Raw genomic sequence first — 22,699 nt, forward strand, 5'->3', positions numbered from 1 at the left:
ACGCAACGGGTAGGATCAGCATCATGACCAATGAGGACGCCACAGCCACCGCGGCGACGACCACCGGCTCCGGCGACGAGCACATGGACGACCAGGCGACGCCGGAGCGGGTGCGCAACCTGCCCAGCAGGCTGCTGGCCCGGACCGCGTCACACGCCGACCGCCTGGTGAACGAGGCGCTGGCCACCGAGAGCGCCCGCAAATGGCACTTCGTGGTCCTCGTCGCCCTCGCCGAGGGCGGCCCGGCCAGCCAGTCGACCCTGAGCCGCCGCACCGGCGTCTTCCGCAGCGACATGGTCGCGGTCATCAACGACCTCGCCGACCGGGGGTTCGTGGAGCGCGCACCCGATCCCGACGACCGCCGCCGCAACATCATCACCGTGACCTCAGAAGGCCGCAGCCACCTGCGCCGCCTCGACGAGATCATCAACGGCATCCAGGACGACCTGCTCGCGCCCCTGAACCAGACCGAACGCGGCCAACTGACCGAGCTGCTCACCCGGCTGCTGAACCATCACTCGAAGGCGGCGCCGCACACCGGCGGGAAGTGATCACGCGACGCCGGTGACCGGCCTGCGCGTCTCGTCCTTCTTCCAGGGACCGACACCGAGCTTCCCTGTCGTACCCAGGTCGAGCTCCGGGATCACCATCACCGGGTCGGCACCGGGCTTCGCCCACACCCTCACGTACGGCGCGTTCACGGGATTGCCCACACCGGCTTCGACGGTGTTGCGCCACACGAGTTGGGCGTAGGCTCCCTCGCCGGGCTCCAGGACCAGCGGCTGGGGTACACCGTCGACTCCGGCACCGGTGGCGACGGAGTCACCGCCGGGGAGGATCTTCACGCCGCTGATCGACTTGTGGTCCTCGTCGAGGAGTTGGAGCTGTGGGTAGCCGTTGAGCCGGCTGGTTCCGGTGCCGCAGTTCTGCAGGTGGACACCGACGACGCGCAGTCCCATCGCGGCGTCGCCCAGGTCGGTGTAGACGCGTACTCCCGAGGCCGGGCAGGCGCCTCCTTCGTTGGGCGCCTCGTCGGCGGGAACGCTCCTGACCTTGCCGATCCGCATGCGCGTCGTGCCGCCTGCGCGCAACCGAGGCTCGTCGATCGCAATGGTGCCCTTCGCGGTCTCACCGGGCTTGACGGACGGAACGGTCTGCGTCGGACGGTCCAGCGCCTCACCGGATTCCGACAGGAGGTCGAAGGCGATCGTGTAGGTGAAGGGTTCGGTCCCGTGGTTGGTGACGTCGAACTCGGCGCACGCATGGGCACCGTTGCCCAGGGCGGTGATCCTGACTCCGTCCTTCTGAAGATCGGACGGGTTTCCCGGCAGGGGCGATTTGCTGGGCGCGCTCGCTGCGCCGGATGCCTGAGCCCCGCAGGAGGACTCGCCGGAAGGATCCGGGGAGCCGGACCCCCGCGACAGGCTGTCGCCCGGCGAAGCGGCCCTCTGCGATCCGCAAGCCGTGAGCAGCAGGACGCCGGCGACGGCCAGGGGAAGGGTGAGAGAGGCGCTACGCATGGGTCGAGTCGATCAGCCTGGACCACGTCGGGCCGTGACGGGCGTCACCATTCCGGTAACAAGCCCGCTACAAGGGCCGCACCGAGCACATCAGTCGGCCGTCACGTCGTCCCGCCCCGAGGCATGACCCTGCGCACGCCCCGCCGGGTCGAACGGGGCGGGCGGACGCTCGAAGAAGGTCTCCAGGACCACGATCGCCTGAGTGCCCGTCACCCCGTCCACCGCGTGCAGACACCGCAGCACCGTCTGGAGCTCCTCGGTGGTCGATGTACGCACCTTGACGAGCACGGATGCCGCTCCCGCGATGATGTGCGCCTCTTCGATCCAGGGCAGCGCCAGCAGGGCCTCCTTGGTGGGCGGGTCACCCATCCACGCGTTGGAGTCGACGAGGACGTGAGCCAGCACGCCCAGGCCGAGGGCTGCCGGGTCGACCTCGATGGTCGTGCGGCGGATGACGCCCCGTTCGCGGAGCTTGCGCACCCGGTCGTGTGTGGCGCCGCCGGACAGCCCGACGGCCTTCCCCAGCGCCGCGTACGACTGGGAGGCGTCCTCCTGGAGCAGCGCCACCAACCGGCGGTCGATCTCGTCCATCCCGCTCCGCTCATTCCAGGCCCGGCAACCGACCGATGGTTCATCGGTTCAACTTGCTGACTACCGTAGCTCATTCGGCTACTTTCCTGATAGACAGGATCTCATTCGGAACCTACGGAGGAGCAATCTCATGGAACCGTCCTACGCCACCCCCTACGAGGTCATCGATCCGGCGTTCGTCCGCTGTGAGGGGGACATGCGGATCGAGAAGCTCCACGAGGGCTCCCGCTGGGCGGAGGGCCCGGTCTACGTGCCCGCCGGGCGATATCTGCTGTGGAGCGACATACCCAACGACCGGATCCTGCGCTGGGACGAGACCACGGGATCCGTCGGCGTGTTCCGCTCCCCCGCCGGGTACACCAACGGCCATACGCTCGACGCCGCCGGACGGCTCATCAGCTGCGAGCACGGCAACCGTCGGGTGACGCGCACCGAACACGACGGCCGTGTCACCGTGCTCGCCGACCGCTACCAGGGCAAGCGGTTCAACAGCCCGAACGATGTCGTGATCGCCGCCGACGGCGCGGTGTGGTTCACCGACGCCTCGTACGGCATCGACAGCGATTACGAGGGCAACCGCGGCGAGAGCGAGATCGGTGCCCGCGGCCTCTACCGGGTGGACCCGGCCGTCGGCGAATGCACCCTCATGGCCGACGACTTCAGTCAGCCGACCGGGATCGGCTTCTCCCCCGACGGGCGCCACCTGTACGTCGCCGACTCGCGCGCCAATCACCTGCGCGCCTTCGAGGTCAAGGACGACGGCACCCTGGCGGGCGGCGAGGTCATCGCCTCCGCGGACGGCGCGCCGGGTGTGCATTTCGACAGCCTCGACCTGGACGACAGCGGTCGCATCTGGCTCGCCGCCGGCGAGGGCGTGCGCTGCTACCGGCCTGACGGCACTCTCCTCGGCCGCATCCTCACACCGGAGACCACGTCGAACGTCACCTTCGGCGGTCCGAAGCGCAACCGCCTGTTCATCTGCGCCTCGACCTCGCTGTACTCGATCACGTTGACCGTGAACGGCGCGCCCCGACCGTACGACCGGCACAGCGCGGTGTGACGCTACCGGCGCAACCGGCGCCCAGGGTGCGGTGCCCAGCGCAGGATCCCGCGCGGTACCTAGCGCAGGATCCCGGCGGAGCGGGCCGCCTTCAGCCAGGACGGGAACTCCTGCAGCAGCCGGTCGTACAGCTCCTCGTCCGAGATCTTGTCGATGTCGTCAACGGCGAAGAAGCCGACGTTGTCGACCCTGCGGCCCGGCAGGGTGTCGAACTTCTGGAGCACGCCGAAGTTGGCACGGCCGAGACCGACGAACTGCCAGAACACCGGCTCCTCCACCGCCCCGCGCAGCTCCGTCTCGATCTCGGCGTTGCGGTACACGCCGCCGTCCGAGAAGAACAGCACCAGCGTCGGCGCCTGCGCGGGGTTGTCGCGCACGTACGCGCGGACCTCGGCGATGACCTTCTGCTCCTCGTTCTGGATACCGACCACGCGCATGTCGACCTGTCCCGGCAGCTGCCCTTTCGGCGGCTTCTTGCGGCCGAAGAGGCTGATCTGGCCGACCCGTACGTGGAGTTCGAGCCATCGGGGCAGTTCGCCGACGGTCAGGTCGGGCAGCCGGGCCGGATGCGAGGCGAAGGTCCATGCCTGCATCTCGCCGTCGTCGTCGACCTGGGCGGCGACCGCGGCCATCCGCTCCACGACGCTGTGGACGGTGCCGCGCGAGTAGAGGCCGGCCATCGATCCCGAGGCGTCGAGGACGAGGATGACGCGGGCGACCACGCCTTCCGCGCCGTGTTTGCGCAGGCTGACGGCGACCTGTTGCTTGCGCAGCGAGAGCCGCTTGCGCATGTCGACGGGCAGGTTCTCCTCGCCCTTGGTGAGCCGGGCCAGCACACCCGGGGTGGCAGCGCCCGTCGGGGGCTGCGAGGGCGAGGCCGGCGGCTGCACGGGCATCGGCGGCGGGGCCGCAGCCGGCGGCTCCTCGTCCACGCTGATCCCGAAGTCCTGCGCGAGGCCGGCGAGACCCGACGCGTACCCCTGCCCCACGGCCCGGAACTTCCAGGCGTCCCCGCGCCGGTACAACTCGCCGCCCAGAAAGGCGGTCTCGGTCGTGGCCGTCATGTCGAACCGCGCCAGCTCGACGTCCGTAGCCCGGTCGAGAAGCCGCAGCCGCAACCCCGGGACCTGGCCGAACGTGCCACCGTCGGCGGACGCGCCCAGCACCACACGGTGGATGCCGGGCTCGATCCGGTCCAGGTCCACGTCGATCACATCCTCGCCGGACGCCGCCGAGCCCACATGGCGCACGGCGCCCATGGGGTGGTCGGGCTGGTTGTAGAAGACGAAGTCGGCGTCCGAACGCACCCGCCCCCCGTCCGTGAGCAGCAGCGCGGAAGCATCGACGTCCGGCACACCCGGACCCGCGCCCCACGTCAGCACGGCCCGGACGGCGGTGGCGGCGACGGGAACGTTGGCGCCCTTGCCGAGCGAAGGAGTCGAGGTCACGACGGACATTCTGCCGCACGAACGACCGATTCAGGCGCGGCCGAGAACACGGCCGACTCCGCCGCGCGCTGGGGCGGGGCCCACGGGGTGCACACCGGCCGGGTCGGCGCCTGGACGGTGCGCTACCGGCGGTGGCTCACCATCGGCGTGCTGCTGGTGCTCGCGCTGGTCTTCGCCCTGTGGAACCACCCGACGGTGCTGACCGTCCTGCTGCCGGCGCTCGTCCTCCTCGCCGCCCTCGCCGTAATCGCCCTGCTGGCCGCGACCGGCCGGACCACCGACACCACGGGTCCGGACGACGTCGGACAGGGGCCGGGTGATGCCGGTCCACGCCCCTAACCTGCCTCCGTCCCAGGTCAGAGGCGCGCGACCGGCACAAGGAGCGGAATCGGCGTAGCCGTGGAACGCTGGAAGAGGAGCTGCCGACCGGCCCGCTCAGCGGGCCCGGGCGACTCCCCTGACCACGGAGGCACCTATGGCCGGCAACATCCACCAACCGCAGGCCGCGGGCACCCGTACCGGCGGGTCGTCGCACATGATGCAGTCCGGATGGGTCGTCTTCGCGGCGATCATGATGATCTTCAGCGGAGCGATGGCCATCCTCGAGGGGATCGCCGCCATCGCCAAGGACGACGTGTTCGTCAGAACCACGAACTACGCGTTCCGGTTCAACCTGAGCAGTTGGGGCTGGATCCATCTCATTCTCGGCATCGTCGTGCTCCTCGCGGGCTGCGCACTGTTCTCCGGAGCGCTGTGGGCGCGCGCAGTCGGCGTCGTTCTCGCCGGTCTGAGCCTGATCGCCAACTTCATGTGGCTGCCGTACAACCCGTTCTGGGCGATCGTCCTGATCGCCATCGACACCTTCGTCATCTGGGCCCTGTGCGCCCCGGCACGCTCCGGGACATCAGCGGACTACACCGCCTGAGCGACTCCGCGCGGCGGACCCCCCGGCCGGCCGGCGATCAGAGGTACTCCGTGGCCGCGTCGAGGAGCCAGTCCGCGAGATAGCCGGCGAAGGACGAACGGACCAGGACCCAGAAGCCCCGTTCCCGGCCGACGAGCACGACCTGCGCGCGGGCGAGCGTCGTCTGCGCGCAGCGGCCTGGGCCGAAGGCGCGGGGGTGCAGGTCGAGGGAGCAGCCGTGGGAGAGCAGGTCGCGGGAGCGGGGGCCGGCGACCAGCAGGGTGGTGCGCTGGGCGGAGACGTCCGTGACGGCGGCGGGCTCGTCGCCGACGGCGGCACGGATCCGGGTCTCCAGGTCCTGCTGGGTTCCGGGCGGGCCGACGACGAGCCATTCGTCGGGTCCCAGCCAGAGGACTGCCAGGTCACGGACGGCGTCACGGGCGCGTACGGCGGTGTCGGGTTCGAGAGGGAGCGGGAGGCCGAGCGCGAGCCCGACGGCGTCGGCGGCGGGGCTCTTCGGGTCGAGGCGGACATTGAGCTGGGCCAGGAAGGGGAGTTCGGCCAGGCGGAGGTCGCCACCCGAGGTGCGGGTGGCGGCGGCGAAGCGGTCGGCGGCGTGTGCCAGCGGGCTGTGGCGGGTGGTGCGGGTGGCGGTCTCAGCCATCGCGGCGGGCTCCCTCGGGGTCGTAGAGGACGGGGCTGGCGACGGTCACCGGAACCATCCGGTCGCCGACGGGGGCGTAGAGCCGCTCGCCGATGCGGTCCCGGCCGCCCTTGATGAGGGCGAGCGCGAAGGTCCGGCCGAGCGCGGCGCTGCGGTAGCTGGAGGTGACGTGACCGAGCATGGGAACGGGGGGCGCCGGGAGCACGCTGTCGGCGACGAGGTGGGTGCCCTCGGGGAGGAAGGTGCCGGGGTCCTCGGGGAGCAGTCCGACCAGATGCTTGCGGTCGGGGCGGAGCGTGTCGGCCCGGGTGTAGGAGCGCTTGCCGACGAAGTCCGGCTTCTTCTTCGATACGGCCCAACTCATCCCCAGGTCCTGCGGGGTGACGGTGCCGTCGCTGTCCTGGCCGATGATCGGGTAGCCCTTCTCGGCGCGCAGGACGTGCATGGTCTCGGTGCCGTACGCGGTGATCCCGTACCGGGCCCCCGCTTCGTCGAGTGCCTCCCAGAGGGCGAGGGCGTCCCACGGCGAGACGTTGATCTCGTAGGCCAGCTCACCGGAGAAGCTGATCCGGCAGACGCGGGCCGGAATGCCCGCGACGGTCGTGTCGCGCCAGGCCATGAAGGGGAAACTGTCGTTCTCCACGGCCAGATCGGGGGCCAGGCCGCCGAGGACGTCGCGGGAGCGGGGACCGACGAGGGCGACCGTGGCCCACTGCTCGGTGACGGAGGTGCAGCGGACCCGCAGCTCGGGCCACTCGGTCTGCAGCCACTCCTCCATCCAGTCCAGGACGGCGGCGGCGTTGCCCGTGGTGGTGGTGACGATGAAGCGGTCGTCGGCGAGCCGGATGGCGGTGCCGTCGTCGAAGATCATGCCGTCCAGGCGGGCCATGACGCCGTAGCGGATCATGCCGACCTTCAGGGTGCTCATCATGTTGGTGTAGAGCCGGTCGAGGAAGACTCCGGCGTCCGGGCCCTGGACGTCGATCTTGCCGAGGGTGGAGGCGTCCATGAAGGCCACGCCCTCGCGGGCGGCGCGGCATTCGCGCTGGACGGCGGTCTCCATGTCCTCACCGGCCAGCGGGTAGTACCAGGGGCGCTTCCACTGGCCGACGTTCTCAAAGCGGGCGCCGTGGGCGGTGTGCCAGGGGTGGAGGGCGGTGACGCGGGCCGGGTCGTGGAGGACGCCCCGGTCGCGTCCGGCGAGGGTGGCGAAGGAGACCGGGGTGTACGGGGGCCGGAAGGTGGTCGTGCCGAGGTCGGAGATGTCGACGCCGAGGAGGTGGGCGACGGTGCCGGAGGCCAGCACGCCGGAGGTCTTGCCCTGGTCGTTGGCGGTGCCGGCGGTGGTGTAGCGCTTGGTGTGCTCGACGGACCGCATGCCCGTGCCGGCGGCCCGGGTGAGGTCGGCGACGGTGACGTCGCGCTGGAGGTCGACGAAGCTCGACGCCTCGGCGGTACCGGGGACCACGTAGACGTGGGCGGGCGGTGAGTGCGGTTCGCCTGCCACCGGCGGGAGTTGGGGGGTCGTGGCCGGGTGGCCCGCGGCTTCGATCGCGCGGGCGCCGGCGGCCGCGCCTTCGGCGAGGACGGCGGCCAGGTCGAAGACGCCGTTGGCGGCACCCGCCACCTCGACCGCCTGCCGGCAGCTGTCGGGGACGAAGGAGCCGAGGGCGTCGTCGTGGCGGAGCTTGCCGCCGGCCTGGCTGAACAGGTGCGCCACGGGGTTCCAGCCGCCGGAGACCAGGAGCAGGTCGGCGGTGAACTCGCGCTGCGGTGAGCCGGATCCCTCCGGTCCCTCCGATCCGTACGGCGCGACGGTGACCGAGGTGAGGCGGTCCCCGCCCTGCGTACCGATGACCGCGTGGCCCGCCAGGACTTCGACACCGGGGACCCGCTGGCCCGGTTCGCGGCGCGTGTCGACGATCGCCACGACGTCCACGCCCGCCGCGACGAGGTCACGGGCTGCGGCGTAGGCGCTGTCGTTGGTGGTGAAGACGACGGCCTTGCGCCCCGGGACGACTCCGTACCGGTTGACGTACGTACGGGCCGAGGCGGCCAGCATGATGCCCGGGCGGTCGTTGTCGGCGAAGGCGAGGGAGCGCTCGTGGGCGCCGGTGGCGAGGACGACACGGCGGGCGCGGATGCGCCAGACACGCTCGCGCGAGACGTTGTCGGGGGCGTGTGCGCCGAGGTGGTTGGTGCGGCGCTCCACGGCGAGGAGGTGGTTGTCGTCGTAGTAGCCGAAGACGGTGGTGCGGCGCAGGACGCGTACCTCGGGGGCCGCGTCGAGCAGTGCCTCGATCTCGCCGGGCCAGGAGGGGAGTTGGCCGGTGCCGAGGAGGCTGCCGCCCAGCTCCGGCTGGTCGTCGGCGAGGATGACGCGGGCGCCGCTGCGGGCGGCGGCAGCGGCTGCAGCCAGTCCGGCCGGTCCCGCTCCGACGATCAGCACGTCGCAGTGGGCGTGCACGGCGTCGTAGCGGGCGGGGTCGGGCTCGGTGGCGAGCCGTCCCCGGCCGGGGAGGCCGGTCGCGACGAGGCCGTCGTACAGCTCGACGGTCGTCGCCGGGAGCATCGGCTCGGGGAACGGCTCCTCGATCTGGATGACGGCGTTGGGCTCTTCGACGCCGGCGGAGAAGATGCCCCGGGGGCGGCCGAGCTTGATGCTGGTATTGGTGCGGATGACGCCGTTGGCGAGGAGGGCGGAGGCGAGGGTGTCGCCGGGGTGGCCCTGGTAGCCGACCCCGTCGAAGGTGAACGTCAACCGGTCGCTGCGCGCGATGCGGCCGCCGGTGCTGAGCCTGAACGGCTGGGTCGCCGCTGCCCTTCCCCCAACCTCGGGCCGGGGGGACTCCCTCCTTTCCGGAACCGGGAGCGCTGCCCCTGGACCCCGAGGCTTCGTCGCCGACTGCGGGCCGGTGGTCGGGTTGTGCCCACCCGACGGCGATGACGGCGTCACGAACTCGTTCGTCGAGGTGTCACGTACCGCGTTGAACCAGCGGCGGCATCCCGCCGAGTGCATCCAGCGCTCGGCGAAGGGACCCTTCGGGTTGGCACGGAAGAAGAGATAGCGGGCCCACTCCTCGTCCGTCAGGGCGGAGGGGTCCTCGGGGTAGGCGATGTGTGCCTGACCGCCGTAGTGGAACTCGGCCTCGTCGCGGGGTCCGCACCAGGGGCATGGGATGAGCAGCATGGTTTCGGGCTCCTCAGTGGGCTACCGCGGCCGCGCCGTGCTCGTCGACGAGCGCGCCGGTGGTGAAACGGTCGAGCGAGAAGGGGGCGTTGAGGTGGTGCGGGGTGTCGTGGGCGATGGTGTGGGCGAAGACCCAGCCCACGCCGGGGGTGGCCTTGAAACCGCCGGTGCCCCAGCCGCAGTTGAGGTACAGGTTCTCCACCGGGGTCAGGCCGACGATCGGTGAGGCGTCGGGGCTGACGTCGACGATGCCGCCCCAGGTGCGCAGCACGTGCGCGCGGGCGAAGACGGGGAAGAGCTCCAGCGCGGCGGACATCTGCTCTTCGATGATGTGGAAGGCGCCGCGCTGCGTGTAGGAGTTGTACGAGTCGATGCCCGCGCCCATCACCAACTCGCCCTTGTGGGCCTGACTGACGTAGACGTGCACGGCGTTGGACATCACGACGGTGGGGTGGACGGGTTCCAACAGCTCGCTCACCAGCGCCTGCAGCGGGTGGCTCTGCAGCGGCACCTCGAAGCCCGCCATCGCGGCGAGGACCGAGGAGTGGCCCGCCGAGCAGAGCGCGACCTTGCCCGCGGCGATCGGACCGAGGGTGGTCTGTACGCCGATGACGCGGCCGCCGGCGATGTCGATGCCGGTGACTTCGCAGTTCTGGATGATGTCGATGCCGGCCGCGTCCCCCGAGCGGGCGAGGCCCCAGGCGACATGGTCGTGCTTGGCGATGCCGGCGCGGGGTTGGTACGTGGCGCCCATGACCGGGTAGCGGACGTCCGGTGAGATGTTGACGATCGGGCAGACCTCTTGGACCTGTCGCGGGTCGAGCCATTCGGCGTCGACGCCGTTGAGGCGGTTGGCCTCGACGCGGCGGACGCTGTCGCGCACGTCCTGGAGGCTGTGGGCGAGGTTGAGGACGCCGCGCTGGGAGAAGAGGATCGGGTAGTCCAGTTCCTCCTCCAGACCCTCCCAAAGCTTGAGCGCGTGCTCGTAGATCCCGGCGCTCTCGTCCCAGAGGTAGTTGGAGCGGATGATCGTGGTGTTGCGGGCCATGTTGCCGCCCGCGAGCCACCCCTTCTCCAGGATCGCGACGTTGTTGATGCCGTGGTTCCTGGCCAGGTAGTGCGCGGTGGCGAGGCCGTGTCCGCCGCCGCCGACGATGATGACGTCGTACGACTTCTTCGGCTCGGGTGTGCGCCACAGCCAGTCGGGGTGCTCGGGGAGATCGGCGCCGGGGGTGCGGGGGCTCATCGGGCGTCTCCTGTACTAGCGGCGGAGGCGGGACATGGACGGGTCGAACAGCGGCTCCTCGGCGACCTGCGCGGCGACACGCCGGTCGAAGTAGCCGACGTGCAGCACGCGCCCGGGGGTGGCGAGCTCGGCGGGGAGCCAGGCGTAGGCGATGCCCTTGCCAATGGTGTAGCCATAAGCGGCGCTGGTGACGTAGCCGACGGGGCGGTCGCCGTCGTAGACGGGTTCCTTGCCCATGACGACGGCGGACGGGTCGTCGATCGTCAGGCACGTCAGGCGGCGCTTCACCTCCGCCTTGCGACGCTCGAGTGCGACCTTCCCGATGAAGTCGGGTTTGTCGGGCTTGACGGCGAAGCCGACGCCCGCTTCGTACGGGTCGTGCTCGTAGGTCATGTCGGTGCCGAAGGAGCGGTAACCCTTCTCCAGGCGCAGGCTGTTGAAGGCGCCGCGGCCGGCGATGATGCCGCCGAGCGGCCGGGCGGCGGCCCACAGCGTGTCCCAGAGCTTCAGGCCGAGGTCGGCCGTGGTGTAGAGCTCCCAGCCGAGTTCGCCGACGTACGACAACCGCATCGCGGTGACCGGCACGGAGCCGATGTGGGCGCGCTTGGCGCGGAAGTACTTCAGGCCGTCGTTGGAGAAGTCGCAGTCGGCCAGCGGCTGGAGGACCTGGCGGGCGAGCGGGCCCCACAGGCCGATGCAGCAGGTGCCGGGGGTGATGTCGCGCACGGCGACCGAACCGTCGGCCGGGAGGTGGCGGGTGAACCGGTCGAGGTCGAGATTGCCGTTGGCGCCGACCTGGAAGAGATCGAGCGCGAGACGGGCGATGGTGACGTCGCTGCGGATGCCACCGTCCTCGTCCAGCAGGAGCGTGTACGTCACCGAGCCGACGGACTTGTCGATCTTGCCGGTGGACATCCGCTCCAGGAAGGCAGCCGCGCCGCGCCCGCTGACCTCCAGCCGCTTCAGGGCCGTCATGTCGTACATGGCGACGGTCTCGCGGGTGGTCTGGGCCTCGGCGCCGACGATCGGGGACCAGTAGCGGGCGGCCCAGTCGTTCGGGGTGGGGATGGAACGGCCCTCCACCAGAGCGGCGTTGGCCTCGTACCACTGGGGGCGCTCCCAGCCGTTCGCCTCCAGGAAGAAGGCGCCGAGCTCCTGCTGCCGTCCGTAGAAGGGGCTGGTGCGGATCGGGCGCGGGGTGCCCGGCGGCTGGAGCGGGTGGAGGATGTCGTAGACCTCGGCGAAGTTCTGGCAGTCGCGGGCGAGGACGTACTCCGGGGAGAGCTGGTGCGGCTCGAACCGGTTGACGTCGCACTCGTGCAGGTCGAAGGAGGAGCAGTGGCCGTCGATCAGCCATTCGGAGACGGCCCGCGCCACGCCGGCGGAGTGGGTGACCCAGACGGCCTCGGCGACCCAGAAGCCCTTCACCTCCGGTGACTCGCCCAGGAGCGGAAGGCCGTCGGTGGTGAAGGAGAAGAGGCCGTTGATGCCCTCCTCGATCTTTGCCTCGCGGGTGGCGGGGAGGAGGGAGAGCGTCTCCGTCCAGGCGTCCGCGAAGTCGTCCTCGGTGAACCGCAGCACCGACGGCATCCCCTCGGCCGCGTCAGCCGCGTCCACGGAGAGGATGTCGTCGACGGAGACCGGCATCGGACGGTGGCCGTAGGAGCCGATGCCGATGCGGTCGAAGCGGTCGCGGTAGTACAGGTCGGCGTCCTGGTGGCGCAGGATCGGGCGGACGGCCTCCTCCGTCTGACCTTCCAGGGCGGGCACCGGACCGGTCCACGCGAGCTGGTGGGCGAGCGGGGTGAGCGGGAGGTTCATGCCGACCATGCGGGCGATCTTCGGGCCCCAGATGCCGGCGCAGCACACGACGATGTCGGCGGGGATCTCGCCCTGGTCGGTACGGACGCCGCTGACGCGACCGTCGCTCCGCAGCACGTCGAGGACTTCGTGGCGGGCGAGGAAGCGTACGCCGCGCTCCTTCGCCTGCCGGATCTGCGCCTCGATCGCGAGCACGGACTTGGCGATGCCGTCCGTGGGCACCAGCAGCCCGCCGAGGATCCGCGAGGGGTTCAGGAGCGGGTGGAGCTCGACGCACTCCTCGGGGCTCAGCAGGCGGGATTCGACGCCCCAGGCGGTGATCCAGCCGTGGCGGCGCCGGAGTTCGGTGAGGCGCTCGGTCGTGGTGGCCACTTCGAGGCCGCCGACCTGGAGGAAGCAGGGCCGGCCGTCGACGTCGAGAGAGGAGAACTTCTCGACGGTGTAGCGGGCGAGCTCGGTCATCGTCTTGGAGGAGTTGGTCTGGAAGACCAGACCCGGGGCGTGCGACGAGGATCCGCCGGCGGCGGGAAGCGGGCCCTGGTCGACGACCGTGATCCCGGTCCAGCCCGCGGCGGACAGTTCGTCCGCCAGCGCCGCTCCCACGACGCCCGCTCCGATGATGACCACCCGGGGTCCCGCCATCGCCGCACCTCCGCCTTACAGCAGTTCGAGTTGCTTTCAGCGCAACAAGCTTCAGGTTGCGCAACTCAATGTGCCGGTCCCTCCGGGAGGTGTCAAGGGGGCAAACGACAGTGCCCGGCGGGCTGTCGGAACAGCCCACCGGGCACTGCGGTTGCGGTCTCGTCGGCGCGCCTCACGCCGGTGGTCGGTCGCGCCGGCCCGCCCCTCCCCCGGACCTCGTCAGGGGGAATCCGCAGCGGAACGTCCGCCCGCCACCCGACGGGTCATTTCACCCAGGCGGCGACCTTGTCGGCGTTGGCGTCGACCCACTTCTTCGCCGCCGCCTCGTCCGACATCTTGTCGACGGCGATGTACTTCGCCACGAGGTTCTGGTCGTCGTTGGTCCACGAGAAGTTCTTGACCAGGTTGTAGGCCGGGCTGCCCGACGCGGCGAACTTGGTGCTGACGATCTTGTCCAGGTCGTACACGGGGTAGTCGCAGGCGACCGCCGCCGCGACGGCGTCACAACCCGCCTTGTAGGGGGGTAGCTCGACCTTGACCAGCGGCACCTCGGACAGGAACCACTGCGGCTCGTAGAAGTAGCCGATGATCCACTGCTGCTGCTTCTCGGCCTGCCGGAAGGCCTGGATGAGCGCGGTCTCGCTGCCCGCGTACACCACCTTGAAGTTCAGGTTCAGGTTCTTCACCAGCGCCGCGTCATTGGTGACGTACGACGGGTCGCCGTCCAGCAGCTGGCCCTGGCTGCCCGACTCCGAGGTCTTGAACTGCGACGCGTACTTGTTGAGGTTCTTCCAGCTGGTGATGTCCGGGTACTTCTTCGCGAGCCACGGCGGTACGTACCAGCCGATGACCCCGTTGTTGCCGGTCTGGCCGGCCGCGACGGCGGTCTTCTGATCGGTGATGTACTTCTTCTTCAGATCGTCGTGGCCCCAGTTCTCCAGGACGGCGTCGACCTCACCCGTCCCGAAGCCCTGCCACGCGACCTCCTCCTTCAGATCCTTCTTCTTGACCGTGCAGCCGAGTTTGTGCTGCGCGACATAGGCGACGACCGCCGCGTCCGCCTCGTAGCCGACCCACGGGTTGACCGCGAGGTTGAAGTTCCCGCACTTGCCGGAGCTGCCGCCCGCGTCGGAGGAGGTGTCACCGACCTTGGCGCCTCCGCAGGCCGTGAGGGCGAGGCCGAGTGCCACCAGTCCGGCCACGCCGGCGCGCCGTCTCGCGGAACCGGTGCCCGCGACGAGGTGTATTGCCATGTGTCGTGCTCCTTTTGACTGCCTTAGTGCCGACTGCCGTTCACCGCCGTGGTGCGCCGCGCCGCCGCCTGAGTGATCCCGTCGAACATGACGCCGAGCAGCACGATGGCCAGCCCCGCCGCCAAGCCCTTGCCGTACAGCTGGCCCTGCGAGAAGCCGGCCACGACGTCGTAACCGAGGGCGCCCGCACCGACCAGGCCGCCCACAACAACCATCGACAGCACGTAGATCAGGCCCTGATTGGTGGCGAGAGCCAGGGCGCTGCGTGCCATCGGCAGTTGGACTTTGGTGATGATCTGCCAGGTGTTGGACCCGGCAGCCGTGGCCGCCTCGACGGTGGTCTCCGGTACCGCCCGCACCCCGTCCGCGATGATCTTCATGGTGACGGGCGCGGCATAGACCACCGCGGCGACGATCGCGGTGAACCGGGTCGCCCCGAACAGCGCGAGGAACGGCACCAGATAGACGAACGGCGGCATGACCTGCGCCGCGTCAAGACTGGGCCGGATGATCCGGTCGGCCATCGGGCTGCGCCCCATCCAGACGCCCACCACGACGCCGAGCGCCATCACCAGCACGGTCGCCACGGCGGTCGACGCCAGCGTCGTCATGCTGTCCGACCACATGCCCGTGCCGACCAGCAGACCGACGCACACCCCTGTCGTGGCCCCGGCCCGCCGGCCGCCGAGTACGGCGCCGACGGCGACCAGGACGGCACCGACCAGCCACCACGGGGAGTCGGTCAGCAGCGACTGGAAGGGGTTGAGCAGGCCGTTGGTGACGGCGTCGCGCAGCGCGTTCGTCATCCCGGAGAGGTGGTCCTGCGCCCAGGTGGTGACGTTGTCGGCCGCGCTCGCGATGGTGCTGCCGGTGCTCCCCTCGCCGGGGAACTCCGCCGCCCACACATAGGTGTGCGACGGATACACCAGGACCGCCGCCACCACACCGCCCGCCACCAGCAGGTGCCGGCGCCACTTCAGGAAGATGCCGCCCGGCCGGCCGGCACCCCCGGCCGCGGGTGCCTCCGTACCGCCGCGTTCGCTCGCCGCCGTCGTGACACGGTCGAGGACGATGGCCATGACGACGATGGCGAGACCGGCGTTGAAGGCGGTGCCGACGTCCAGCGACTGCAGGGCCTTGACCACGGTCTTGCCGAGGCCGGGGGCGTCGATCAGCGCGGCGATGGTGACCATGGACAGAGCGGCCATGATGGTCTGGTTGATGCCCATCACCACGGTCCGCCGGGACATCGGCAGCAGCACCTTGGTGAGCGTCTGCCGCCGCGTCGAGCCCAGCGAGTAGGCCGCCTCGACCGTGGTCCCGGGCACCGACCTGATGGCGTGCGCGGTGATGCGTATCGCGGGAGGCGCCGCGTAGATCAGCGTGGCGATCGTGGCGGAGGCCGGACCGATGAGGAAGAAGAGCGTGAGCGGGGCGAGATAGACGAACGTGGGCATCGTCTGCATGAAGTCCAGGAAGGGCGTCATGATCCGCTCGGCCCGGTCGGACATCCCGGCCCACACGCCGAGCGGGATGCCGACGAGGAGCGAGACGAAGACCGCCGAGAGGGTCAGCGCCAGGGTGTCCATGCTCTCCTGCCACAGGCCCTGCAGCCCGAAGAAGGTGAAGCCGGCCATGGCGAGCAGGGCGACGCGCGCGCTGCCGAAGGCCCAGGAGACGTAGCCGACGATGCCGACGACTCCGAGCCAGCCGATCTGCGGGACCCCGCGGCCGGCCGCGGGCGTGGATATCAACGACTGGATGAAGGTCACCAGGTTGTCGATGACCAGCCGGATCTCGTTGAAGAAGTACAGGAAGAGCGGATTGCTGTTGCGGTCGGCGCCGATCGTGTCATTGACGTCGTTGAACCAGCGGTGCAGCCCGGTCAGGTCGGCCGCCGCGAGCGCGAGCGTCTGGTGGCCGCGCAGCACGGCGAAGAGCACCAGCCAGGCGACCAGGATCCCGGCGACCACGACCCGGCGCGGGACCGCGCGGATCGCCTTCGGCCGCGCGGGCGTCTCGGCGACGACGGCCATCACGCACCGCCTTCCACGCCCGCTACCACCGCGAGGATCTCCTCGTGGCCGACGATGCCCAGCAGCTTGCCGTTCTCGACGACCTTGACCGGCTTGTCGGCCGCCAGCACCGCGCGGGTCGCCTCCCGCACCACCACGTCCGGGCCCAGTTCTGGGCCGTCGAGGGCGTCGTCCGTCCCCGCCGGGCGCATGATCCAGCGCAGGGTCAGGACATCGGCGCGCGGCACGTCCTTCACGAATTCGCGTACGTAGTCGTCGGCGGGGGCGCCGACCAGCTCGTCGCCCGTACCGCACTGGACTGTCCTGCCGTCGCGCATGATCAGGATGCGGTCGCCGAGTTTGAGCGCCTCGGACAGGTCATGGGTGACGAACACCATGGTCTTGCCGACCTCGTGGTGCAGCCGGATGACCTCGTTCTGCATGTCCCGCCGGATCAGCGGGTCCAGCGCGGAGAACGGCTCGTCGAAGAAGAGCACATCCGGGTCGCCGGCCAGCGCCCGGGCGAGGCCGACGCGCTGCTGCATTCCGCCGGAGAGCTGGGCGGGGTAGGAGTTCTCGTAGCCGGACAGGCCCACCAGCTCGACGACTTCGAGGGCGCGCCTGGTGCGCTCCGCCCTGCCCATGCCGCGAATTTCCAGGCCGTACGCGACGTTGTCGACCACGCGGCGATGCGGCAGCAGCCCGAAGTGCTGGAAGACCATGGAGAACTTGTGGCGGCGGAGCTCCCGCAGTCGCTTGGGGTCGGCGTCGCGGATGTCCTCGCCCTCGAAGAGGACCTGGCCGGCGGTGGGTTCGACCAGCCGGGTCAGACATCGCACGAGGGTGGACTTGCCCGAGCCGGACAGGCCCATGACGACGAAGACCTCGCCGGGCGACACGTCGAAGCTCACGTCCCGCACCGCCGCCGTGCAGCCCGCGCGGTCCATGAGCTCGCGGCGCGACAGACCGCACAACTCCTTGGACTCCGGCACCTTCTCGGCCTTCGGCCCGAACACTTTCCACAGCCCGCGCACGGAGACGACCGGGGTCCGGCCCTGAGCCTGGTCCTGGGACGTGTCGCGCTGCTGCGACGCCTCGGTCTGTGCTGGGATCACTGTCGACCTCTTTCCGGGATTCAGGTGTTCGGCCTTCAGGGCTACGGAGCTTCAGGGCTCGGGGCTTCAGCCGCGGAACCAGCGTTGCGGCCGCGGTTGGATGTTCTGCCAGATGTGCTTGGGCTCGCGGTACTCGTCCAGGCCGGCAGGTCCCAGCTCCCGGCCCACGCCCGACTGCCCGAACCCGCCCCACTCCGCCTGCGGCACGTAGGGGTGGTAGTCGTTGATCCATACGGTGCCGTGCCGCAGCCGCCGGGCGACGCGCTGCGCCCTGCCCGCGTCCTGCGTCCATACGGCGCCGGCCAGTCCGAACTCCGTGTCGTTGGCGATGCGTACGGCGTCATCCTCGTCGCCGTCCCGGAAGCGCTCGACGGTCAGCACCGGGCCGAAGGACTCCTCGTGCACCACGCGCATGTCCTGCGTGCACGCGTCGAGAACGGTCGGCGGATAGTAGAAGCCGTCCGCGAGCGCGGGGTCGCTCGGGCGGGCGCCGCCGCAGCGCAGCACGGCGCCTTCGGCGATGCCCGCGGCGACATGGGCCTCGACCTTGTCGCGGTGGGCCGCGGAGATCAGCGCGCCGGTCTCGGCCTCGGCGTCGAAGGGTCCGCCGAGGCGGATCAACCGCGCGCGGCGTACGACCTCGTCGACGAGAGCGTCGTGCAGGGAGTCCTCGACGATCAGACGGGCGCCGGCCGAGCAGACCTGGCCCGAGTGCAGGAAGACGGCGGTGAGCGCGAAGTCCACCGCCGTCTCGAAGTCCGCGTCGGCGAAGATGACGTTGGGGTTCTTGCCGCCGAGCTCCAGCGCGACCTTCTTCACGGTCGCGGCGGCAGCGGCCATGATCCGCTTCCCGGTCTCCAGCCCGCCGGTGAAGGAGACCATGTCCACGTCGGGATGCTCGGAGAGCGGCGCGCCCACCTCCGGGCCGGTGCCCAGGACGAGGTTGGCGGCTCCGGCGGGGAGCCCGGCCTCCTCCAGCGCCCGCATGAGCAGGATCGCGGTGGACGGGGTCAGCTCACTGGGCTTCAGGACCAGGGTGTTGCCCGCGGCGAGGGCCGGCGCGACCTTCCAGGAGGCTTGCAGGAGCGGGTAGTTCCAGGGGGTGATCAGGCCGCAGACACCGATCGGCTCATAGACGACCCGGCTGACGGCGTCGTCCCGGCCCGTGTCGATGACCCGGCCCGCGCTCGTGCCCGCGACCCCGCCGTAGTAGCGGAAGCAGTTGACGACATCCGCGATGTCGTACTCGCTCTCCACCAGGCGCTTGCCCGTGTCGAGCGATTCGGCCCGGGCGAACTCCTTGGCGTCCCGTTCCAGGATGTCGGCCACGAGAAGGAGTAGCGCCCCGCGCTCCCGCTCCGGTGTCCTCGGCCACGGACCCGCGTCGAACGCGCGGCGGGCCGCGAGGATCGCGGCCTCGGTGTCGGCCCGCGTCCCCTCGGCCACGGTGGCGACGAGCGTGCCATCGGCCGGGCAGCGGATCTCCCGGCTGCCACCCTCAGCCGGGCCGCGCCACTCACCGTCCACGTACAGGTCTGCCACTCGCGGAGCCCTTCAGACGAATCCGTTGCGCATAGCGCATCGAATTGCTTGTGGTGGAACACCCTGGCCGAACGGGTGGCGCGCGTCAAGAGGTTGATACCTGCGGCTTCCACCTCTTGACCGCAGGTGGCGCGGGCCTGGACCATGTTGCGTATCACTCACCCTGTTGCTCATTACGCACCAGCGGAGGTCGCACATGTCTCCTCGACCGCAACCGGGCCACGAGTACGTCCTCACCCTCTCGTGCCCGGACCGGGCCGGCATCGTCCACGCGGTGAGCGGCTTCCTCGTACGGAACTCCGGCAACATCCTGCAGAGTCAGCAGTTCGACGAACGGCTCAAGGGCCGGTTCTTCATGAGGGTCCACTTCGACATCTCTGATCCGGACACCGGTCTCGAAACCCTGCGTAGCCGATTCGGCCCGGTCGCCGAGGCGTACGGGGTCAGGTGGACGCTGCGGGACGCGGCCACGCCGACGCGCACGCTGATCATGGTGTCCAAGTTCGGCCACTGCCTCAACGACCTGCTCTTCCGGCAGCGGACCGGTTCGCTCAACATCGAGATCCCGGCGATCGTCTCGAACCACCGGGAGTTCGAGGAACTGGCGACGACGTACGGCGTGCCGTTCCTGCACGTGCCGGTGACGCGGGAGACCAAGGGCGAGGCCGAGGCGCGGCTGCTGGAGCTGGTGCGCGAGCTGGACGTCGAGCTCGTGGTGCTGGCCCGCTACATGCAGGTCCTGTCCGATGAGCTCTGCAAGCAGTTGGAGGGGCGGGCGATCAACATCCACCACTCCTTCCTGCCGAGCTTCAAGGGCGCGCGCCCCTACAACCAGGCATACGACCGCGGAGTGAAGCTGGTCGGGGCGACGGCGCACTACGTCACGCCGGAGCTCGACGAGGGGCAGATCATCGAGCAGGACGTGGTCCGGGTCGACCACTCGCTCGACCCGGAAGAGCTGGTGACGGTGGGGCGGGATGTCGAGGCGCAGGTGCTCGCGCATGCGGTGAAATGGCACAGCGAGAGCCGCGTCATGATCGACGGGAACCGTACGGTGGTCTTCCGCTGAAGCTCCGTGGCACCCCGGCCGTAGCGGCCGGCCGTGACACCCGGCCGTACACGATCGCGGGGCGGCGTCGGGGATCTCAACCTCCGGCGCGGTCCAGCATCGCGCGGCGCCAGCGTTCGGTCTCGGAGATCTGGTTGAACGTGAAGACGTGCAGCCCCGCCACCGCCGCCGCGGGCGCCGTCAGCGCGGGCGCGGTGCGCGCCAGGAGCCGCTCCGGCGAGTAGCCGCCGGGCGCGGCGAGGCGGACGAACCACGAGGCGTGCTTGGCGAGGAAGCGCGTCGACTCGCCGACGCCGATCTTGGTGGCCATGGCGAGCAGCTTCGTCCGCTCGACGGACCCGGCCACACCGACATGAACCGGGAGGGTGACGCCGCGGCGCCGGACGCGCGTGAGCCACTCCCCCAGGACGTGCGAGTCGAAGCACAGGTTGCTGACGATGTACGTGGCGTGGGCGCGCTTGTCCCACATGGCCTGGATGGTGATGTCGTCGGCTATCAGCGGATGTCTCTCGGGGTAGCCGGTGATGCCGACGTGCCGGAAGGGGCTGCCCAGCTCGCCCAGCCGCCGCAGTACGGGCAGGGCCCCTTCGTACGCGCCTGCCGGCGGGTTCGCGTCACCGGCCGGGACGAAGACGTCGTCCACGCCGGCGGCCCGGAGCCGGTCGACGATATCCGCGACGTGCGCACCGTCGCGCAGGAGCCGCGCGGGCACGTGCGGGACGACGCGGTAGCCATGGCCCGCGAGCCGGACGGTGAGGTCGAGCGTGGGGTCGAGGCCCTTGACCGGCGACGCGGTGACGGTGATCACGACGTCGCGCGGGACATGGGCGACGACCTTCTCCTCGGTGGAGTCGGCCGGCAGGACCTCGTAGCGGACCCGCCGCAGCAGGGTTCTCACCGGGGGTCGCGGTGACGGTAGTACTCCGCCTTGGAGGGCGGCAGGGGGTCCTTGCCGAGGATGAGGTCCGCCGCCCGCTCGGCGATCATCATCGTGGGGGCGTAGATGTTGCCGTTGGTGACGTAGGGCATGACGGACGCGTCCACGACGCGCAGACCATCCACGCCGTGCACCCGCAGGCTGTCCGGCGCCACGACCGCCATCTCGTCGGTGCCCATCTTGCAGGTGCAGGACGGATGCAGGGCCGTCTCGCCCTCCTTGGCGACCCAGTCCAGGATCTCCTCGTCCGTCGCGACCGACGGCCCGGGAGAGACCTCGCCGGCGTTGTACGGCTCCATGGCGGGCTGGTTGAGCAGCTTGCGTGCCACCCGGATCGCCTCGACCCACTCCCGCCGGTCCTGTTCGGTCGACAGGTAGTTGAAGCGGAGCGCCGGATGCTCGCGCGGGTCCTTGCTCCTGATCTTCACCGAGCCGATGGCGTCGGAGTACATGGGCCCGACGTGCACCTGGTAGCCGTGCCCGCCGGCCGGCGAGGAACCGTCGTAACGGACCGCGATCGGCAGGAAGTGGAACATCAGGTTGGGGTAGTCGACGTCCTCGTTGCTGCGGGCGAAGCCCCCCGCCTCGAAGTGGTTGGTGGCGGCCGGACCCTTGCGGAACAGCCACTGCAGGCCGATGAAGGGGTAGCGCCACTTCTTCATGTACGGCTGCATGGAGACGGGCTGCTTGCAGGCGTACTGGACGTAGACCTCCAGGTGGTCCTGCATGTTCTCGCCGACGCCCGGCAGGTCGTGGACGACGTCGATGCCGAGTTCGCGCAGCTCCTCCGCCCGGCCGACGCCGGAGAGCTGGAGCAGCTGGGGTGAGTTGATGGCGCCGCCGCAGAGGATGACCTCACCGGCCCGCACCCGCTGCGGCTTGCCGCGGCCGCGCTGGTACTCCACGCCCACCGCGCGCTTGCCCTCGAACAGGACGCGGGTGACGAGCGCCCGGGTCCTGACCGTCAGGTTGGGCCGCTTCATGACGGGGTGCAGATAGGCCTTGGAGGCGGAGAGGCGACGGCCCCGGTGGACGTTGCGGTCGAAGGCGGCGAAGCCCTCCTGGCGGTAGCCGTTGACGTCGTCCGTGAGCGGGTAGCCGGCTTCCTGGACGGACGCGAGGAAGGCGGGGAAGAGCGGGCTGGACGCGGGGCCGCGCTCGAGCACGAGCGGGCCGTCGTGGCCACGGAACTCGTCGTCCTGGTCGGCCGCCAGGCAGTTCTCCATGCGCTGGAAGTAGGGCAGGCAGTGGGAGTAGTCCCACTTCTCCATGCCCGGGTCGGCGGCCCAGCGCTCGTAGTCCAGGGGGTTGCCGCGCTGGAAGATCATGCCGTTGATGCTGCTGGAGCCGCCCAGGACCTTGCCGCGGGCGTGGTAGACGCGGCGGCCGCCCATGTGCGGCTCGGGCTCCGACTCGTATTTCCAGTCGTAGAAGCGGCTGCCGATGGGGAACGTGAGGGCGGCGGGCATCTGGATGAAGATGTCCCACGCGTGGTCGGAGCGGCCGGCTTCGAGCACCAGCACGCGGTTGGCCGGATCGGCGGAGAGCCGGTTGGCCAGTGCGCTGCCGGCCGAGCCGCCGCCGACGATGACGAAGTCGTACTGCAAGGGAGCCATGGCTGTCTCGTCTCGCTCGCGCCGTCGATACGCGAGGCATGCTAGTACGAGTACCGCCATACGCAC

At 70.3% G+C, this 22,699-nt stretch carries 18 protein-coding genes; 5 read left to right on the forward strand and 13 right to left on the reverse strand.

Features of this window, described 5'->3' with window-relative positions:
- The first annotated feature begins 23 nt into the window (after positions 1-23).
- On the forward strand, positions 24-551 hold the full coding sequence (locus AC07DC_RS04405; protein ID WP_478911699.1) for a MarR family winged helix-turn-helix transcriptional regulator: 528 nt from the start codon (positions 24-26) through the stop codon (positions 549-551).
- On the opposite strand, the gene AC07DC_RS04410 is transcribed toward AC07DC_RS04405, so the two are convergent.
- Both AC07DC_RS04410 and AC07DC_RS04415 read right to left on the reverse strand, forming a co-directional pair.
- Positions 552-1,520: a DUF4232 domain-containing protein gene (locus AC07DC_RS04410; protein WP_478911701.1), complete on the reverse strand. Its 969-nt coding sequence runs from the start codon at positions 1,518-1,520 to the stop codon at positions 552-554.
- A 90-nt stretch (positions 1,521-1,610) separates the two neighbouring features.
- Positions 1,611-2,111 carry an Lrp/AsnC family transcriptional regulator gene (locus AC07DC_RS04415; RefSeq protein WP_478911702.1) on the reverse strand — a complete coding sequence of 167 codons (501 nt, stop codon included), beginning with the start codon at positions 2,109-2,111 and terminating at the stop codon, positions 1,611-1,613.
- Between the two features lie 130 nt (positions 2,112-2,241).
- Here AC07DC_RS04415 and AC07DC_RS04420 point away from each other — a divergent pair, with 130 nt between their 5' ends.
- A complete protein-coding gene (locus AC07DC_RS04420) occupies positions 2,242-3,171 on the forward strand; it encodes an SMP-30/gluconolactonase/LRE family protein (protein ID WP_478911704.1) in 930 nt (309 codons plus the stop codon).
- A 59-nt stretch (positions 3,172-3,230) separates the two neighbouring features.
- Here AC07DC_RS04420 and AC07DC_RS04425 read toward each other — a convergent pair whose 3' ends face one another.
- Positions 3,231-4,619: a VWA domain-containing protein gene (locus tag AC07DC_RS04425; RefSeq protein ID WP_478911706.1), complete on the reverse strand. Its 1,389-nt coding sequence runs from the start codon at positions 4,617-4,619 to the stop codon at positions 3,231-3,233.
- A gap of 87 nt (positions 4,620-4,706) precedes the next feature.
- Between AC07DC_RS04425 and AC07DC_RS04430 the strand changes: the two genes are divergently transcribed.
- Together AC07DC_RS04430 and AC07DC_RS04435 are read left to right on the forward strand one after the other, a co-directional pair.
- Positions 4,707-4,958, forward strand: coding sequence for a hypothetical protein (locus tag AC07DC_RS04430; protein WP_478911708.1), 252 nt, complete (start codon positions 4,707-4,709; stop codon positions 4,956-4,958).
- A 136-nt stretch (positions 4,959-5,094) separates the two neighbouring features.
- Positions 5,095-5,544: a DUF7144 family membrane protein gene (locus tag AC07DC_RS04435; RefSeq protein WP_478911710.1), complete on the forward strand. Its 450-nt coding sequence runs from the start codon at positions 5,095-5,097 to the stop codon at positions 5,542-5,544.
- Between the two features lie 37 nt (positions 5,545-5,581).
- On the opposite strand, the gene AC07DC_RS04440 is transcribed toward AC07DC_RS04435, so the two are convergent.
- The 8 genes from AC07DC_RS04440 to AC07DC_RS04475 form a co-directional block, all read right to left on the reverse strand.
- Positions 5,582-6,187 (reverse strand): sarcosine oxidase subunit gamma, encoded by a 606-nt coding sequence (locus AC07DC_RS04440; protein WP_478911711.1) that lies wholly within the window; start codon positions 6,185-6,187, stop codon positions 5,582-5,584.
- Positions 6,180-9,377, reverse strand: coding sequence for a sarcosine oxidase subunit delta (locus AC07DC_RS04445; RefSeq protein ID WP_478911713.1), 3,198 nt, complete (start codon positions 9,375-9,377; stop codon positions 6,180-6,182). Before AC07DC_RS04445 ends, AC07DC_RS04440 begins: the two co-directional genes overlap by 8 nt.
- A 13-nt stretch (positions 9,378-9,390) precedes the next feature.
- On the reverse strand, positions 9,391-10,623 hold the full coding sequence (locus AC07DC_RS04450) for a sarcosine oxidase subunit beta family protein (RefSeq protein ID WP_478911715.1): 1,233 nt from the start codon (positions 10,621-10,623) through the stop codon (positions 9,391-9,393).
- A gap of 15 nt (positions 10,624-10,638) precedes the next feature.
- The gene (locus tag AC07DC_RS04455; RefSeq protein WP_478911717.1) at positions 10,639-13,086 is read right to left on the reverse strand and encodes a GcvT family protein; all 2,448 of its coding nucleotides are present in this window, start codon (positions 13,084-13,086) and stop codon (positions 10,639-10,641) included.
- A gap of 263 nt (positions 13,087-13,349) precedes the next feature.
- Positions 13,350-14,339 (reverse strand): ABC transporter substrate-binding protein, encoded by a 990-nt coding sequence (locus AC07DC_RS04460; RefSeq protein ID WP_478911719.1) that lies wholly within the window; start codon positions 14,337-14,339, stop codon positions 13,350-13,352.
- Between the two features lie 23 nt (positions 14,340-14,362).
- Positions 14,363-16,375 (reverse strand): ABC transporter permease, encoded by a 2,013-nt coding sequence (locus AC07DC_RS04465; protein ID WP_478911721.1) that lies wholly within the window; start codon positions 16,373-16,375, stop codon positions 14,363-14,365.
- Positions 16,375-17,469 carry a quaternary amine ABC transporter ATP-binding protein gene (locus tag AC07DC_RS04470; RefSeq protein ID WP_478911723.1) on the reverse strand — a complete coding sequence of 365 codons (1,095 nt, stop codon included), beginning with the start codon at positions 17,467-17,469 and terminating at the stop codon, positions 16,375-16,377. Before AC07DC_RS04470 ends, AC07DC_RS04465 begins: the two co-directional genes overlap by 1 nt.
- Before the next feature lie 66 nt (positions 17,470-17,535).
- Positions 17,536-19,011, reverse strand: coding sequence for an aldehyde dehydrogenase family protein (locus tag AC07DC_RS04475; RefSeq protein ID WP_478911725.1), 1,476 nt, complete (start codon positions 19,009-19,011; stop codon positions 17,536-17,538).
- Between the two features lie 196 nt (positions 19,012-19,207).
- Here AC07DC_RS04475 and purU point away from each other — a divergent pair, with 196 nt between their 5' ends.
- Entirely contained in the window at positions 19,208-20,080 is an 873-nt protein-coding gene (purU, locus tag AC07DC_RS04480) for a formyltetrahydrofolate deformylase (RefSeq protein ID WP_478911727.1), read from the forward strand.
- A 76-nt stretch (positions 20,081-20,156) separates the two neighbouring features.
- Here the strand turns inward: purU and AC07DC_RS04485 are convergent, their stop codons facing one another.
- Both AC07DC_RS04485 and betA read right to left on the reverse strand, forming a co-directional pair.
- Positions 20,157-20,978, reverse strand: coding sequence for a methylenetetrahydrofolate reductase (locus tag AC07DC_RS04485; protein ID WP_478911728.1), 822 nt, complete (start codon positions 20,976-20,978; stop codon positions 20,157-20,159).
- A complete protein-coding gene (gene betA, locus AC07DC_RS04490) occupies positions 20,975-22,633 on the reverse strand; it encodes a choline dehydrogenase (RefSeq protein ID WP_478911730.1) in 1,659 nt (552 codons plus the stop codon). Before betA ends, AC07DC_RS04485 begins: the two co-directional genes overlap by 4 nt.
- Positions 22,634-22,699: the final 66 nt, after the last annotated feature.

This window comes from Streptomyces sp. NPDC045021, from assembly GCF_056432645.1.

Excerpts from the sequence above, each read along its gene's own strand:
- AC07DC_RS04405 (WP_478911699.1), top strand. The coding sequence starts at position 24 with ATGACCAATGAGGACGCCACAGCCACCGCGGCGACGACCACCGGCTCC.
- AC07DC_RS04410 (WP_478911701.1), bottom strand. The coding sequence starts at position 1,520 with ATGCGTAGCGCCTCTCTCACCCTTCCCCTGGCCGTCGCCGGCGTCCTG.
- AC07DC_RS04415 (WP_478911702.1), bottom strand. The coding sequence starts at position 2,111 with ATGGACGAGATCGACCGCCGGTTGGTGGCGCTGCTCCAGGAGGACGCC.
- AC07DC_RS04420 (WP_478911704.1), top strand. The coding sequence starts at position 2,242 with ATGGAACCGTCCTACGCCACCCCCTACGAGGTCATCGATCCGGCGTTC.
- AC07DC_RS04435 (WP_478911710.1), top strand. The coding sequence starts at position 5,095 with ATGGCCGGCAACATCCACCAACCGCAGGCCGCGGGCACCCGTACCGGC.
- AC07DC_RS04440 (WP_478911711.1), bottom strand. The coding sequence starts at position 6,187 with ATGGCTGAGACCGCCACCCGCACCACCCGCCACAGCCCGCTGGCACAC.
- AC07DC_RS04445 (WP_478911713.1), bottom strand. The coding sequence starts at position 9,377 with ATGCTGCTCATCCCATGCCCCTGGTGCGGACCCCGCGACGAGGCCGAG.
- AC07DC_RS04450 (WP_478911715.1), bottom strand. The coding sequence starts at position 10,623 with ATGAGCCCCCGCACCCCCGGCGCCGATCTCCCCGAGCACCCCGACTGG.
- AC07DC_RS04455 (WP_478911717.1), bottom strand. The coding sequence starts at position 13,086 with ATGGCGGGACCCCGGGTGGTCATCATCGGAGCGGGCGTCGTGGGAGCG.
- AC07DC_RS04460 (WP_478911719.1), bottom strand. The coding sequence starts at position 14,339 with ATGGCAATACACCTCGTCGCGGGCACCGGTTCCGCGAGACGGCGCGCC.
- AC07DC_RS04465 (WP_478911721.1), bottom strand. The coding sequence starts at position 16,375 with ATGGCCGTCGTCGCCGAGACGCCCGCGCGGCCGAAGGCGATCCGCGCG.
- purU (WP_478911727.1), top strand. The coding sequence starts at position 19,208 with ATGTCTCCTCGACCGCAACCGGGCCACGAGTACGTCCTCACCCTCTCG.
- betA (WP_478911730.1), bottom strand. The coding sequence starts at position 22,633 with ATGGCTCCCTTGCAGTACGACTTCGTCATCGTCGGCGGCGGCTCGGCC.